This is a genomic window from Neobacillus mesonae (assembly GCF_001636315.1).
GTDB classification, from domain to species: domain Bacteria; phylum Bacillota; class Bacilli; order Bacillales; family Cytobacillaceae; genus Neobacillus; species Neobacillus mesonae.
In genome coordinates, this window is sequence record NZ_KV440949.1 from 1,203 (window position 1) to 16,876 (window position 15,674).

The following is a 15,674-nucleotide window of genomic DNA, read 5'->3' on the forward strand; positions in this document are numbered from 1 at the left end:
GTGACGGATTCCCTACTGCTGCCTCCCGTAGGAGTCTGGGCCGTGTCTCAGTCCCAGTGTGGCCGATCACCCTCTCAGGTCGGCTACGCATCGTTGCCTTGGTGAGCCGTTACCTCACCAACTAGCTAATGCGCCGCGGGCCCATCTGTAAGTGCCAGCCGAAACCGACTTTCAGCTTACCAACATGTGTTGATAAGAATTATCCGGTATTAGCTCCGGTTTCCCGAAGTTATCCCAGTCTTACAGGCAGGTTGCCCACGTGTTACTCACCCGTCCGCCGCTAACTTTTGGGAGCAAGCTCCCGCAAGTTCGCTCGACTTGCATGTATTAGGCACGCCGCCAGCGTTCGTCCTGAGCCAGGATCAAACTCTCCAAGAAAGTTGATTAGCTCATAAATTTTACGTTGGCTCGAATCCCTCTATATATTATAGAAGAAATTCGATGTTTATTGTTTGTTGACGTTTTTGTTTGTTTAGTTTTCAAAGAACAAATTATTGCTTGCTTAAAAAGCGACAAAGAAAATCATAACATCTTTCTTTCATTCTTACAACCATCAATTATTTCCAATTGAAAACAATTGAATTTACATTTTCTAAGTTGTTTTTGAAGCGACTTTTACATCGTAACATCTTTTATGTTGCTATGCAATAGAAAGTTTTTCTAAATAACAAGTATTTATTATCTGAAAACAATCATATAGTATTGATCTGTTCTGAAGAGAACGATTCCCATAATACCAGCTTCATTAACAAAGTTCAATATGAAATTTTTTTAATTATTTATCCCACCCTCAATACATATCCCGTTTTGTTCATTACTGTAAATGTTTCGGGGGCGGGATTTTGTGATCTTGATTCTGTACCTCCTGAAAAAGATCCTCTTTGGATTCGTAATCGAATTGGCTATTCACTCGTGACAATAATTCATCAATATGTGCAAGCTGTGTATTACTGGGCAATAAGGTGACAATTGTTTGTTTGAATTCTTCGAAATCCTTTTTCGTCACCGGCTGAGCTTCCTCCTTCAATTCAAAGCCAATCTGGCCATTTGGTTCGAGTGTGGCCCATTTTACATCACTTATTCTTGAGATACTTTTTTGTCTTAGCCGCATTTCGAGCTGATCGACGGTTAAACGAAGCTTTTTCAAATTTTTCTCATTTAATTTTCCGTTTTCAATCACGATTTTCGCTTGGCCGGTAAGTATTTTTTCCATACGGTCTGATTTCAATTGAACGACTTCTAGTACTAAAAGAGTTCCCACCAACACCACTCCCACCATAAAGCTTGTCCATACACTTTTACCGGCAATAGGCTGAACAAGTAATGTCCCAATAGAAATCATTATGACTGTTTCGGCTAAAGTCATCTGCGAAATGGTCTTCCGTCCTGAAATTCGTAACAGCAGCGTCCCCGCCAGTACAATTAATACCGCTTTCCATATATAGCTCCATTCCATTGTATAACCACCATTCATTTGAAAAAGTTATCCTTACTTTTTCCTGTTATAGCAGAAATACACCATACAACAGAAAAAGTGCCAGGCACCTTCCAAATTTAATTCCGGTTGGTGCCTGACACTTTTGTACGTCACACTATATTTTTTTAATTAGGGGAAGTGTCTGGCAGGACATTTCTTGCCCTTTTAATGTAAAGCATACAGAGTATTCCTACAACCACTAGATACGGCTCAACCATCCATAATTTTAGGTAGCCTGTTTGGACAAAGATGAATGGGAAATCGATTACGGCATGTATCATCACTGCCAAGATAACAAAGGAAAATTTCTTTTTCACAACACCCGTCAGTACGAGAAGGCTTAACGCAATTTGAATGAACACCGCAAAGAACCGCTCGACAGTTCCTAATAAATAGTAGGAAACCCCCTGGCTTAACACCGTATCTTTTATCGCTGTCAGCTGATCGGCCGGCATTTTCCCTGCCATTTCCGTCTCCAAGGTACCGCTATTAATCATGACGGCGAACAAAATGTTTGGCACAATCATCATCAGCATTAATAGAATGGCTTCAATTCCGCCCCAGCCGACGCCAAAGGAGATACCGCCTTTATAGTCATGGAACTTTTTAAGCAGCCAGATAAATAATAGGAACCGTCCAAACTCTTCAAAGATTCCTGCAGCCATTGCCCCGTATAAACCAAATAGCCATGGGTGATCGGCATAATTCGGGAAATTGACCACTACAACAAAATGTAAAACTTTTTCTAATATCTGTGTAAAAACTATGAATCCAACTGCGCCCAGAATGAGCGGCTTTACTGCGATACCCGTTCTTTTTCGGTAAAACAAAATCAATCCAACAAAAAGCGCAAACGAAAAAATAATGGGTATAAACATTGAAACGATTGTGGCGGTGCTTACCATCCAACTCCCCCTTTTGATGTGTTGCAATTTTATAAACAATAAAAATATTAAATCGATAATAGTTATAGGTCAATAGTCCCTTGTTAAAAAATTATTCATCTTCCAAACAATTTACACAAAAAACGGTTTTGCCCCTTGTGCTAAGTTCTTTCACCTACTTTTATCTTATTGGCAAAAGATAAAAACTTGTTTAAAACAAGAAAAAATACCAAGTAATATTTGATATTTTTTATATACAAAAAAGCAGATGACCTTTTCTCTTAGTCATCTGCTTTGTTTCTTTCTCATTCGACTCCCATTATACTCCGTGCCTTAAACTATAATGAAATCGTTTCTGTCTCTTCAGTTAAAGCTGAAGGTTGTTCACGATGATTTTTTGGAAGCAGTAGTAAGAACAAAAATGAAACCGCGGTAAAGATCGTTAATAATATAGCGGTACTAGAAAGTGCACCTGCAGCATTTCCACCTGCTGTGAATATAGCAAATGTAACAAGGGCAAAGGAGGCACCAACACGGGAAGCGACATTCTCAATCGTAATATAGGTGAAGGAAATGACTCCCAGACGTGAAGGAGCTGCTTTCGACACAATCACCGACTTGACGACTGGACCGACTGTTCCAATGGAGGTACCAATGAAACTCATCGCAATAAATAAATAGATAAACGAAGTATCGATTCTTGCCATAGATAACATCCCTACACCGGCAACTAACAGCCCAATACTAACTCCAATCAAACGGCGGGCAGTGAATGTAGCCATTAATCTGCCGCTAATGATATTCGCTAATGCCATTGTTAAAAAGAGTGGAAATTGTAGCAGCCCAACAATTGTAGAGGGCTTCCCTTGAACACTTTGAACAAAGAAGGTTAACACATACATGACACTGCTAAAGGACATATACAGGATCACCGCAATAGCAGATGGGACCCAAAAGGTGCGCGTCTTAGCATACTGGATATCGAGCAAAGGCTTTTTATGCCTTTTTTCAACTACTAATAATAAGAGGAACGATACGACGGAAACCGCAAAAGCTGGAGCCCACATCCAAGAATGGACACCATAATGATTTATGAAGGTAGGAACAGTCAAAAGGCCGCCTAGTAATAAAAACACGAAGAGTACACCCAAGAAGTCAAATGAGGTGGATTTCACGCCTTTAGCATGCGGAACCCCGAACGCAAATAGCAAGATGGCTATAACGCCTAACATACTGCAAAGGAAAAAGATCGCATTCCAACCGAAACGGTCTATAAGGATACCGCTTACAATCGGTCCCGCTAAGCCGCCGATTACGGTATAGAATCCATAGATGCCCATCATTTTCCCTTGTTGTTCCTTGGAAAAATATTTTCCTACAAAGGCTACACCAGCCGGTATGACTGCAGCTCCAGAAAAGCCTTTTAAGAAGAGGCCGAGGACCAAAACCCAAAAGGTTGTGGCGAGGGCAATGAATAGAGAGCCAATAGCAAGAAGGACAGCTCCGATCAAAATGACAATTTTTTGTCCAAAGGAATCGGACAGCCATCCCATTAATGGCTGGAATCCTGTAAGACCTAAAGCAAAACCTAATTGCATATAAACGGAATATCCGGCACCTAACTGAAAATGCTCCAGCATCTTCGGATAGGCGGGAATATGTGTAGCCTCAGCAAAAACAACAAGTAGAATGCCCAGACATAAAATATGAAACGATTTTCTAATGACCTTTTCTTCCATTCCTTTTCCCCCTCGTTTGTCCTCTTTAGGACCATTTCGTATTCTTTTAAAAAAGGGACAACTCAAACGTTGTCCCCGTCATTATCCTTCCTCAATTACACAGGTTTTTTCTTGTGTGTTCTCTAAGATAGAATCCCTGCCAAAGCCGCTTTCCTTTACACCGCCAAACGGCAATTCAGGGCCGACCCGGCGATACGTATTCACCCATACATTTCCAGATTGCAGATTTTTTATCATTCGCTGGGCACAGGCCAAATTCGTTGTCCAAACACCGGCTCCAAGACCAAAGCTTGTATCATTCGCGATTTCCAATGCTTCCTCCTCAGTATCGAATGACATGACTGTCGCAACGGGGCCAAATATCTCCTCTTGGCAAATCCGAAGGGAATTCCGCTGAACCTGAATCAAGGTCGGCTCCACCCAATAACCGTTAGAAAATCTAGCATCCTTTACTGAAAGCGCCTCTTCACCAGAACGACCGCCGGTGAGGATGGTTCCCCCTTCATGTACACCTATTTCAATAAAATTCCGTACTTTGTTATATTGAACTTCATTCGCGATGGGACCCATGGTGGTAGATGGATCCAGTGGATCTCCAAGCCTTAGGTCCTCTTTCATTTTTTCTTTCATTAACGAAATCATTTCTTCAAAAATGGGCCGTTGAATGAGGATCCTTGAACCGCCTACACAAATTTGGCCGGCATTCCCAGTAAAAATCCCATTGGTGGTTACTCCTTCCACCGCTTTTTCAAGGTTTGCGTCCGCAAAAACAATGTTTGGGGACTTGCCGCCTAACTCAAACGTAAGCGGTTTTGGTGCCTGTGCTGTAGAACGGACGATTGCCTTTGCGGTGTTCCCAGATCCAGTTAATGTAACCCGGTTTACCTCCCTGTGGCTTACCAGAGCTTCTCCCACTTCCCTATCACCGGAGACGACATTTACAATTCCCGGAGGAAGAATGGTATTCAATAGTTCCCCGTATCGTAAGCTGGAAACAGAAGCAAATTCCGATGGTTTGATAATCACCGCATTACCTGCTGCAAGTGCATAAGCCGCTTTGATCGTAAAGGTAAAGAGCGGTGCGTTCCATGGCAGAATTCCGACAACCACCCCTAAAGGTTCACGCAATGTATATCCGAAGCTGGTGGGACTTAGTTGGATCGTTTCTCCCCTGCTTGCTACAGATGCAGCTCCTGCCGCATCATACCAAATACTTGTCAAAGTAGGGATTAACCCGTAACTCGTTTCACGGATTACCCAGCCACAATCGTTCGTCTCTAGCATGGCTAACTCTTCTCCATGCTGGGCAATAAGATCGCCTATTTGTCTTAAAAAAGCGGCCCGTTCCATTGCCGAATACCTGGCCCACTTAGGAAAGGCCTGTTTCGCTGCAGCAACTGCGTTTTCAGCATCCTCTGCCGTACTGCCAGGAACCCTTGCCCAGACCTCCCCATTTGCCGGATTGATACTATCTATTCTTCTTCCGGACGAGGCAGGTACGAGTTCTCCATTCAAAACATTATGAAACTCACGAATCGAACTAACCGTTTCCAATCGTTTCCCTCCTTATCGTACAGCTAGAAGCAGGGGCCTTTTCCTTTACCAGCCCAAACCCGCCGCTGCTTTTTCATAATAATCATGACTGCTTCCAAGGTAGTTTTCATAAAAACGGGCGCGTTTGACAAACAGGTGACAGTCCAATTCCTCTGTGAACCCAATCCCGCCATGAATTTGGACATTATGACCGGCAGCTCTGTTAAAAGCTTCAGCAGCGAACAGACGGGCAGAGTAAATAGCCTGCACCCGGTCATCTGCCCCTGTCTCTAGTGCCCAATTGGCATAGTAGGCAAGGGATCTAGCTGTCTCAAGATCTACTTTCATATCCGCAATCCGGTGTTTTATCGCCTGAAACCTGCCAATCGGCTGGCCAAACTGGACCCGAATTTTTGCATATTCCGCTGCCATTTCGACGATTTTATCCATCCCGCCAACCATGATGGAGGCAAGTGCCGCATTTACTGAGAGCAATCCTTCCTCTAGCACCTCCCAGCCCTGATGCAATGGACCTAATAACTGCCCTTTTTCAATTCTCACATCCTTCAAGGTTAGTTCCGCCAAATGCCTAGATTCATCGATATTCTTTTGGCTCCGCAACTGGGTTTGTTCGGATAAATCAAGGATGACGAGAGAAATTCCGGTTTCCCCCTCTTCCTCGCCAGTCCGAACAGGTACGATCAAGCTGCTGGCCAATCTTGCGTCTGGAACTAATGATTTCGTACCATTTAAAAGAATGTCTTCGCCTTCTATCGTGGCCGTCATATGAATATCCGAAGGTTTGTAGCTCCCTCCAGGCTCCAGCCAGGCAATAGAGAAGGTTTGCGTTCCTTCAGCAATCCCAGGAAGATATTTTTGTTTCTGTTCTTCTGTTCCAAACTTTTCAAGAATAGGCACCGCAAAGGCATTGGTTTCAACAAACAATCCAGGCAGGACATTGCGGCCCATTTCTTCGAGGACCGGAACAAGATCCAATGCCCCCAGTCCCATTCCCCCATACTCTTCTGGAACAGTAATAGCCGTACAGCCTAATTCGACTAAACCTGAAAAAATAGATTGATAGTGCTCTGTATCACCCTTTATAAAATCGCGGGCAATTTTCGTTTCACCCTTGTCGGCTAAATATTTCCGCACGTAATTTCCAAACATTACTTGCTCTTCACTTAATGAAAAGTCCATTCCTTGTCACCTCCACTTTTTTCTATCGTCCCATATCTTTTGGCAGCCCCAGAATTCGTTCTGCGATTGTATTCCGCTGAACCTCACTCGTTCCCCCGCCAATGGTCATTCCGAATGAATACAAATAGTTTTCCTGCCAATACGAATCACCATAAATGGCATCCTCTTGCCACAAAAGTCCTCGGTGTCCTTGAATGGAAATCGACTGGGCGAACAAATCCTTTGTCAATTCGCTGACAATCAATTTATCCATAGAGCCCTCTGCCCCGGGCTGGCCGTTTTTCAACGTTTTTGTTAAGTTGCGATAATAATTTAAGAGAGACCCGCGAGTCCGTGCATAAAGATCGACCATTGTTTTGCGGACAAATGGCTGTTTTAGTAAAGGACGCCCCTCTTCCTGTAGTTCTTTTGTTAACACAACTAAATCGGCAAATTGCTGCTCAAGAGTAAATACTTGCCCGCCAATCCCCGTCCGTTCGTGCATCAATAAGGCAATCATTACCCTCCAGCCCTCATCGACTTCCCCGACAATATCAGCATCATAGGCAATGGCATCCGTTAAATACACTTCATTAAAATCATGTTTGCCATCCATCTGAATAATCGGCCGTGTCTCCACGCCAGGCTGTTTCATATCTAAAAGAAAAACGGTGATTCCTTTATGCTTCTTCTCTCCTTTGCTTGTTCGAGCCAGCAGGAAACAGCGGTCAGCCAGATGCCCAAAACTCGTCCAGACCTTCTGGCCGTTAATCACCCATTTGTCTCCCTCTTTGATGGCCGTGGTCTGAATCGCTGTAAGATCAGAGCCTGCATTCGGTTCTGAGTAACCCTGACACCATACCTCTTCACCTGTTAAGATTTTGTGAATATATGCATCCTTTTGGGCTTCCGTTCCGATTTGCATAAGCGTTGGGGCGACCATATGAATCCCTACATAATTAACAAGCGGCGGAGCCTTTACCCGTACCATTTCCTGCTGATAGATAATCTCTTCCATTAATGTGGCGTTCCTGCCGCCATATTTTTCCGGCCAAGCAATTGCTGCCCAGCCGCCTTCATATAATTCCCTTTGCCAGTTTCTTAGGAAAGCAGAATACTCATTCAAATCCTCCGGCAGCTGTCGATTTCCTTCCAGCCACCCAGCCGGCAAATGGGCTTCGAGCCATGTTCGAAGTTCCTCGCGAAAGGCCTCTTCTTTTTTTGTAAAAGAAAAATCCATTTTCCTTCCTCCTTTGTAGTTACGATACAGGGATCCATTGTGGCAGAGACCGTTCTTCGGTGATTTTCTGCCAGGTCATCTTTACCGGCATGCCGATTTTGACATCCTCCGGGGCACAGTCTAATATATTGCCAATAATTCGTACGGTTGGAGTCTTTTCAAGCTCCACAATAGCAATCGTAAGCGGCAGGTCATCCTGAAACCCTGGAAGAAATGGACGGTATGAAGTGACATACGAGTAAACCGTTCCGTTTATCTCACTGCCAAGGTTTTGCCAGCTTATCTCAGTGCTGCCGCATTTGGCACAGGCCGGGCCAGGTGGATGTGAATAGCTCTGACAACTTTCACATTTTTGGATGACGAGTTCATGACGATCCGCCGCGTCCCAATATGGCTGATTATCCTGCGTTTTTAATGGTATTGGTTTTTGATATCCCATCGATTTCCCTCCTAGTTTCGTAGAATCATAGCTCCTGCAATATCCGGGCCCGCCCAGCCGGTACACAGCCCAATTTCACAATTTTCTACTTGACGGTTTGTCCCTTTATAGTCATGACGGATTTGACGGACAATTTCGAGTACATTATTCATCCCGTGCGTATACCCTTCTGACAACATTCCGCCGGCCGTATTGCTCGGCAGTTTTCCGCCCATCCGCAGGTTTCCTTGGGCAACGAAGTCCCCAACTTCACCACGCGGGGCAATCCCGTATGCCTCCAGCTGCCGTAACACAACCCAAGAATAACAATCATAAATAGATGCAACGTGCAGATCCGACGGCTTTACACCAGCTTTCTTATAGACATCAGCCGCAACATAGTCAGAGGCAACCTCCGATAAATCGCTCCAATAATGGGAATGTGACACACACTGTCTAGCGGCAATCCCCATAATATACACCGGCCTTGATTTACAATCCTTTGCCCGCTCAGCAGACGTCACAATTATGGCATTGGCTTCGTCAGACTCTAAGCAAAAATCATGTTTATTAAATGGGGTACTTAGTGCAGGTGTTTGTAAGTATTCCTCCATCGTTAATGGTTTCCCGTAAAAATAGGCCTTTGGATTTCGTTGAGCATGCTCATAAAAACTGACACACACATGTCCTAAATGTTCTTTCGTCAGCCCTGTTTCATGCATATGACGAGTGGCAAATAACCCAAACCATTGTCCAGGACCACCAGCACCATAGGGTATAATAAAGCTGCCGCCGTCAATAGCGGATTGAAGCATATTGACATCCCAGCCGCCGCCGCCCATTCTGACTCCAGAACGACCATTCATGGAACGGTAGATGAGAACGGTTTGAACCTGCCCTGTTTCAATGAGCCCAATGGCATCCGCAATCAGCATCTCTGTACTGCTTCCGCCGCCCATAATATCCTTCACATATTTAGGACGAACTCCCAAATAGGTGGCCAATTGATGAGAAGTACACGAGTCATTCTCACTGTAGCTCATAAATCCGTCGATATCCTTTGCTTCTAGCCCGGCATCTTGAATCGCGGCCCTTGCTGCATCCAATGCCAGGTGCAACGGCGTGGTCCCGGAATTCTTGGACCTCACGCTTTCTCCTACACCAACAATGGCGTAGCGATCTTTAATGGTAGCCATACAAACACTCCTTTTCCTTTTAACGCTCTATAAATGAGATCTGTTGATGGGTGGAACTCACTAACTGCTTTTACCAAATCATTATTTTAAAAAAGCCCTTTTCTAAAAAATTGCGGCTTTCTTGATTCGCTAATAGAACCTCCTATTTCGCTAATAAAATCCAAAATTTCGCTAATAGAACCTTTAAAATCGCTAATAGGATGCTGAAATTCGCTAATAGAACACAGAAATCCATTCATGCAGTGTGAATTTTTACTGAAATCAAGTCTTTTTGGGTTGAATGTTTACGAAAACGGCCTAAAAAATCGCAAACTAGCTTGACCAGATCCAACCACTTTCCCAGGTGCCTTTTCAGCCGTCAGTTCCAGACGAGCAAACTGGTTTCCCTCTTCCTCATAAAGATTTGTAATCTTGGCAGAACACGTAACTTGATCACCCGGTCTTGTTATAGCGCCAAATCTCATGCAAAAATTGGTTAGCTCCGCTGTTACACCAGCCAGTCGATTCACATACTCCCCTAAGAATCCCATCACGAGCATTCCGTGGGCAATCACCCCTGGCATCCCAATACTTTGAGCAAATTCATCGTCAGTGTGCAACGGGTTAAAATCACCGGACGCTCCTGCATATTTCACTAACTGTACCTTGGTAACAGCTGGTTTTACCAATGGCTCCAGTTCTTTTCCCTCATGCAAATCTTCATAATTAAGCATGGCCCTCGCTCCTTTCCTTTTGGAAAAATTTCTGTGAATGCTTTTTAAAAAAGGCTGTTTTCGTAAAGTTGTTAAAAATCACTTTAATATGGTTTGAAATCACACATATTAACTAATTAATATGATTTATCGGCGATTCTCGTAAGTTTATCGGCGATAACTTCGATTTTATCGGCGAATTCAACCACTTTATCGGCGAATTTTCAATTTTATCGGCGAAACAAAAATCACAACAAACTTTTAGAAAAGAGCCTTAAAAAATGAACATTACACTTGCAGTTGTTTTGCCCGATAAATAATATTCATCCTGCTGACAACAACCATCTCGCCGCTTTCATCCTTCATTTCTGTATCCAGTACTAAAAACTGCATCTTGCCGCTTTTTCCTTCCCGCTCATATAAATCTGTCACCTTCATTTGACAAACGAGGCGGTCGCCCAGTCTAATCGGACGAGTATACAGAAATTCCTGCTCGCCATGAAGCATTCGTTTCGGGTCTAAATCCAATGAAATCCCATTTCCTTCTGAACCAATGACGATCGGAAAAGTTGGCGGAGCAATAATCCCGCCAAAAGGGGATTTCGCTGCGTACTCCTCATCTGTATAGAGCGGATTCTCATCACCAATGGCCGCCGCAAATTGACGAATATGTCTTTTTTCGACCTCGAACGTGAATACCGGTCCCGTTAATCCGATGATACTTTGATCTAAATCCATCCTATTACCCTCCAACCTCTGTTTTTTCAAGGACTTCTGAACTGCTGACAATTAAGGCATCTGCTGCCTTTAGTCCGTTTTCATATACGATGATTGGATTAATATCCAGTTCTTCTATCAACCCTTCAGCATCCATCATCAGGTCTGAGACATGTAACAAAACATCGATAATCGCCTCTTGATCTGCTGGTGCCTGTCCGCGCACGCCTTTCAGAATGGCCCGGGCTTTTAATTCCTCGATCATCTCCATCGCATCCTGCCTTGTAAGCGGGGCTAACCGGAAAGAAATATCTTTAAACGTTTCCACAAGGATTCCTCCGAGGCCAAACATGATAACAGGACCAAAAACAGGATCATTTGAAACACCAACAATTACTTCTGTACCTTTCGGGAGCATTTCGTGAACCGTGACCCCATTAATCACCGCATCTGGTTTATACATTTTGGCCGACTGAAGAATATCTGCGTAAGCTTTTTTGACTTCTTCATCCGACTGGATATTAAGCCTGATGCCGTTCGCTTCCGTTTTATGCAAAATTTGATTGGAATCAATTTTAAGGACTACAGGATAACCGATTTCATTCGCCTGTATAATCGCTTCCTCTACTGTAACGGCGAGCGCTTTTCTTGCAGTGGGAATACCATATTGTGCTAATACTTGGCCTGCTTCAAACTCACTTAGGGTCTTCCCCGGCTTTAATAAATTTTGAATGATTTGTTTGGATTCTACCGAGCCGCCGCTTCTTCTTTGCTCCTCCTGATGGGAGGTCAATTTTTTTTTACGGTATTTTTCACTGTAGGCCACCAGCTTGGCTAGCGACCCAATCGGATTTAAATCACCCGTTATGACTGGAATCCCGTTTTTCTCCATCTCTGCTGCACCTTTCGGAATCGACATTCCCTGTAATGGGAAGGTTGCCACGAGAACAAACTTATCTGACTCCTTACATAGCTGAATAAATTCCTGCAGCAGCGGGTGATCGGATCCCCAATTCATTGGAAATTCTGTGAAAATAATATTATCAACCTCAGGATCCTCCAAAAGTGCCTTCATGGGTGCGATAAATAGTTCTGGATTCGTGACCGATGCCGCCGCCGTTAAATCAATTGGATTGGCTGTACTTGCAAATGGTGGAATGGATTCTTTAATCCTTGCTTTTGTCTTTTCGCTAAGCGGGATAATTTGGAGACCATTCGCTTCACAGCGATCGGCTTCATTGATGCCTCTGCCCCCGGAACTGGTAATAATGACTGTATTTCTTCCGGTTGGCAATTTACCGGATAAGAACAGCTTCGAGAATGAAATGATTTCTTCATAGTCATTTGCTCTAACAATGCCAGTCTGTTTAAAAAAGGCATCATAGAGCTGATCGGATCCAGCTAAAGAACCTGTATGTGACGCTGCTGCCCGGCTTCCGGCCGAACTGCGCCCTGTTTTCATGACAACAATCGGTTTATTTAAGCTCAGGGCTTCCTCAGCTAGGTTGCGCAGCCTGTCAGGGTCCTTGGCCCCCTCTAGATAACCGCTGATGACTTTTGTCTTCGGATCATGAATCATATATTCGACGAAATCCGCGAACTCTGTATCCACTTCATTTCCAACCGTGATAAAATAATTAAATGACAGTCCGTGCTGGGCGGCCGCCATATAGGTCAGAACGCCAAAGGCGCCGCTTTGAGATACATATCCTACGGAACGTTCGTCTTTTAATGGGTAGCTCATGACAGCTGGTGAAAAGGTACCGACTAAACCATTGAGTGTATTCACCAATCCAACACAGTTAGGTCCGATTAAGCGGATGCCATTCTTTTTGGCAATCTCGGCCATCATAGCTTGCTGTCGTGCCCCTTCCTCACCGGTTTCGGAATAACCCGAGGCAAAAATAATGGCCCCTTTTACATTCTTGTTGGCACAATCATGGAGACTGCTCTGTACTTGTTCCGCGCTAACGCAGAATATGGCCAAATCAATCGGTCCAGGAACATCGGCCAATGAAGGATAACAGGTCAACCCCGCAATATCTTCCGCCTTTGGATTAATGGGATAGATCTCTCCAGCAAATCCACCATCCAATAAAGCTTTTACTTGGATATACCCGAGCTTATTTGGATTTTGAGATGCTCCTAACACAGCGACAGAACGTGGGTACAATAATGCATCTAAACTAGATAAGGTAACGCTTTCATTTCTCATGTTTTACCTCCATTTCCAAATTGCGAGCTTATTTGTCATCATACAGGATGATTTTTAAATATTCCGAAAAAATTTCCGCTTATATTATTTAATTTATTAGGGAGTACAAAAAGAAAAAATGTACAGGAAAACCGTAACTCTCCAGCGAAAAATAAATTTCTAAATTTTTTTCTGTACACCATTAGCCCGACAATCCTTCACGATCTCCTCGACAATAGGAGAAGATAGACTTTTTCAGCAAAAAAAAGAACCTTATGCCATTTTGATGCAGGCATAAGGTTCCTTAGGTAATTAAAATCGTTCCAACCATGTTATTAATTTAAATTGAATTTTTTTCGAAGGGACTTTTATTCCTCTTTCGATATGACTTAAATAGGCCGGTGAAATCTCCACCTCTTCCGCCACTTGATTTAAGGACAATTGGAATCGTTCCCTTATCCCTCTTATTTGTATACCAAGGCGTTCATCCATTTTTTCCATTGGTTCTTTTGGCGAATGGATCCTCTTTTGCCCCGGGGTGCTTCTTTTTATGGATTGATATTGTTCTTTAATAAGTGCAGGCGGTTGAATAATGATTAAGGCATTCACCCAAATCCGGCCCCACCCCTTTTGGTCAGCTATCGATTCATCCCATTTCTCATATTGCCACGCAGCGATAAGTCCATCTTGCTGCAGGGTGTCAAGGGCAGTTTCTAATCTTTCACGCGTACGCGAAGGTATACGCTTATTAATTTGTACCCCTGCCGCCTCTAGTAAGGTACTTACCTTATTGGGCTGTAAAAAATCCCCTTTTCTCGCTTGAATTCGCCAGCGCCAGCTTAAGTATCTTGTCAGTCTTTTTTCCCACGTTCTACGATATGGATCATACTGCAATACCTTTAACGGAAGAAGGGCAACCTGCCTCCCGGTTTTGAAGAGGTACCGGGCAAAGACTTGATCCACTTTATAGCTTATTTTTTGCGGAGCATCGTCTTTCGTCATAAGCAGGTCTTTCCCGTTTTGATCAACAAAAAGAAAGGCACGTCCTTGTAGTTTCGTCTCTAGGGGCTTTCCTTTTTCATAGACAACCGTCTTATCCAAATCAATCCACAGCTTTTGAATGATTTTCAGTGCTTGTACGATTTGAGCCCGTTGTTTCTCCTCGTAACCGCCGCGGCGCCCATCCCCGCTTAATTTTGCCTTTAGGCCGCGAATCGCCAAGAGGTCATCCAGCTTAATTTCAACCACATCATCCGCATGTTTTGCTTTAAATAAAAAAATCGAACAAAGGGCGTCAAATATATCTGCTTCCAGATCAGATAATGCCTTCACTTCCTCCCATGTTTCTTTCATCATAGAGGTGGTTTGGCTGCAGGTGTCTACAAGGAGCGGCCTTAGTTCAAGAACCCCTTCGACATTGCCTTTCACAAGCGGAGCAGCTGGCCAAGGTTTTTCTTCCATTTGATAAAAGTTATTCTGATACAACGCTTCACGAACTGCTTGGTATGGGGCATTATTCATGACAAATAGATATTTGTTTAAGGCTAATGGAAAATGGAAATCAGTGGTGGAAGTGACTGGATCACCCGCTATTCCAAATATGGATTCGATTTGCTGCATAGAACCATCATTTAGATCTAAGCTGGTTATAATCTTGTCTAGCCAATCCAGGGTATACTTATTTACAATGCTTGCAAATTTCACAATAAATTGCTTATTATCTGCTAAATTCGAGGAAATATATTGATAGAACAGTTCATTTAATTCCTTTTTCTCCATAGCGGCTAGACGAGCGTTCCCCATGGACTCGATCATTTCTTCAAGCACCCATTCTGTCAAATGAATCCGGAACCATTTACAAAAATCATTCCACACATCCTCATCGACTAAAAAGGTGTCGCTTTTTATGATTTCTTCTATAGATTGTATGCACTGTTTTTTCTTTTCTTGGTCTTGAGAAATAGAGGTAAACGCAGTCGAAAAATTTTTATATTTCATAAAAAGGTAAGCGACAATGTTTTCGGCAATATGCCCGATTAACCGGTTTCTTGCCATCAAACGCAGGCTATTAAATATTTGTGCACTCTCTCGATAAACTCGCTCCCAAATAATAAAAGAGTTGGCACCATAAGTGTCCGTAAAAATGGGCAAATCCGAAAGCGAATGGATCTGGTTCAGCTTTAAGGATTTGACATTTTTTACTCTATCATCCTGTTCATAGATACAGAGAATAAGGAAGTCATCAATCTTTTCTGCTAATTGTTTTACAAATCGAAGCTCTTCTTTTCGAACCTTTTGATCATGGCCGACAACTTTTTGATCTAACATTATAACCTCCTCAGCTGATCGACATTATTTTCGAAAGAATAAGTCATGTTGAGTACAAAAACTAGTAGATATTATTG

The 15,674-nt window shown here is 43.3% G+C and carries 12 protein-coding genes and 1 other annotated feature (1 of these 13 only partly in view); all 12 genes read right to left on the minus strand.

The genetic code is table 11. The features are described 5' to 3' along the window. Window positions 1–378, minus strand: a sequence feature (mutual gap in cmsearch alignment for this rRNA model is longer than 100); it reaches 1,018 nt to the left of the window's first position. A gap of 436 nt (window positions 379–814) precedes the next feature. Further along, window positions 815–1,456 carry a DUF421 domain-containing protein gene (locus A6749_RS00010; protein ID WP_066383087.1) on the minus strand — a complete coding sequence of 214 codons (642 nt, stop codon included), beginning with the start codon at window positions 1,454–1,456 and terminating at the stop codon, window positions 815–817. A gap of 146 nt (window positions 1,457–1,602) precedes the next feature. Next, window positions 1,603–2,382: a YhfC family intramembrane metalloprotease gene (locus A6749_RS00015; protein WP_084797582.1), complete on the minus strand. Its 780-nt coding sequence runs from the start codon at window positions 2,380–2,382 to the stop codon at window positions 1,603–1,605. Between the two features lie 317 nt (window positions 2,383–2,699). Then, window positions 2,700–4,100, minus strand: coding sequence for an MFS transporter (locus A6749_RS00020; protein WP_066383091.1), 1,401 nt, complete (start codon window positions 4,098–4,100; stop codon window positions 2,700–2,702). A gap of 81 nt (window positions 4,101–4,181) precedes the next feature. Then, entirely contained in the window at window positions 4,182–5,654 is a 1,473-nt protein-coding gene (locus A6749_RS00025) for an aldehyde dehydrogenase family protein (protein ID WP_066383098.1), read from the minus strand. 45 nt (window positions 5,655–5,699) lie between these two features. Continuing rightward, entirely contained in the window at window positions 5,700–6,833 is a 1,134-nt protein-coding gene (locus A6749_RS00030) for an acyl-CoA dehydrogenase family protein (protein ID WP_066383105.1), read from the minus strand. A gap of 22 nt (window positions 6,834–6,855) precedes the next feature. Further along, window positions 6,856–8,052: an acyl-CoA dehydrogenase family protein gene (locus A6749_RS00035; protein WP_066383108.1), complete on the minus strand. Its 1,197-nt coding sequence runs from the start codon at window positions 8,050–8,052 to the stop codon at window positions 6,856–6,858. Between the two features lie 19 nt (window positions 8,053–8,071). Next, on the minus strand, window positions 8,072–8,491 hold the full coding sequence (locus A6749_RS00040; protein ID WP_066383111.1) for a Zn-ribbon domain-containing OB-fold protein: 420 nt from the start codon (window positions 8,489–8,491) through the stop codon (window positions 8,072–8,074). 11 nt (window positions 8,492–8,502) lie between these two features. After that, the gene (locus tag A6749_RS00045) at window positions 8,503–9,666 is read right to left on the minus strand and encodes a thiolase C-terminal domain-containing protein (RefSeq protein ID WP_066383114.1); all 1,164 of its coding nucleotides are present in this window, start codon (window positions 9,664–9,666) and stop codon (window positions 8,503–8,505) included. A gap of 284 nt (window positions 9,667–9,950) precedes the next feature. Then, a complete protein-coding gene (locus tag A6749_RS00050) occupies window positions 9,951–10,379 on the minus strand; it encodes a MaoC/PaaZ C-terminal domain-containing protein (RefSeq protein ID WP_066383120.1) in 429 nt (142 codons plus the stop codon). A gap of 267 nt (window positions 10,380–10,646) precedes the next feature. Continuing rightward, window positions 10,647–11,096, minus strand: coding sequence for a MaoC family dehydratase N-terminal domain-containing protein (locus tag A6749_RS00055; protein ID WP_066383129.1), 450 nt, complete (start codon window positions 11,094–11,096; stop codon window positions 10,647–10,649). Between the two features lie 4 nt (window positions 11,097–11,100). Then, a complete protein-coding gene (locus A6749_RS00060; protein WP_066383135.1) occupies window positions 11,101–13,290 on the minus strand; it encodes an acetate--CoA ligase family protein in 2,190 nt (729 codons plus the stop codon). A gap of 291 nt (window positions 13,291–13,581) precedes the next feature. Continuing rightward, the gene (locus tag A6749_RS00065; RefSeq protein ID WP_066383136.1) at window positions 13,582–15,597 is read right to left on the minus strand and encodes a helix-turn-helix domain-containing protein; all 2,016 of its coding nucleotides are present in this window, start codon (window positions 15,595–15,597) and stop codon (window positions 13,582–13,584) included. Window positions 15,598–15,674 lie beyond the last annotated feature (77 nt).

What these genes read in the sequence shown, in the direction of transcription:
- A6749_RS00055 (WP_066383129.1), bottom strand. Translation starts at nt 11,096, where the DNA reads ATGGATTTAGATCAAAGTATCATCGGATTAACGGGACCGGTATTCACG.
- A6749_RS00020 (WP_066383091.1), bottom strand. Translation starts at nt 4,100, where the DNA reads ATGGAAGAAAAGGTCATTAGAAAATCGTTTCATATTTTATGTCTGGGC.
- A6749_RS00060 (WP_066383135.1), bottom strand. Translation starts at nt 13,290, where the DNA reads ATGAGAAATGAAAGCGTTACCTTATCTAGTTTAGATGCATTATTGTAC.
- A6749_RS00010 (WP_066383087.1), bottom strand. Translation starts at nt 1,456, where the DNA reads ATGGAATGGAGCTATATATGGAAAGCGGTATTAATTGTACTGGCGGGG.
- A6749_RS00015 (WP_084797582.1), bottom strand. Translation starts at nt 2,382, where the DNA reads ATGGTAAGCACCGCCACAATCGTTTCAATGTTTATACCCATTATTTTT.
- A6749_RS00050 (WP_066383120.1), bottom strand. Translation starts at nt 10,379, where the DNA reads ATGCTTAATTATGAAGATTTGCATGAGGGAAAAGAACTGGAGCCATTG.
- A6749_RS00035 (WP_066383108.1), bottom strand. Translation starts at nt 8,052, where the DNA reads ATGGATTTTTCTTTTACAAAAAAAGAAGAGGCCTTTCGCGAGGAACTT.
- A6749_RS00065 (WP_066383136.1), bottom strand. Translation starts at nt 15,597, where the DNA reads ATGTTAGATCAAAAAGTTGTCGGCCATGATCAAAAGGTTCGAAAAGAA.
- A6749_RS00045 (WP_066383114.1), bottom strand. Translation starts at nt 9,666, where the DNA reads ATGGCTACCATTAAAGATCGCTACGCCATTGTTGGTGTAGGAGAAAGC.
- A6749_RS00030 (WP_066383105.1), bottom strand. Translation starts at nt 6,833, where the DNA reads ATGGACTTTTCATTAAGTGAAGAGCAAGTAATGTTTGGAAATTACGTG.
- A6749_RS00040 (WP_066383111.1), bottom strand. Translation starts at nt 8,491, where the DNA reads ATGGGATATCAAAAACCAATACCATTAAAAACGCAGGATAATCAGCCA.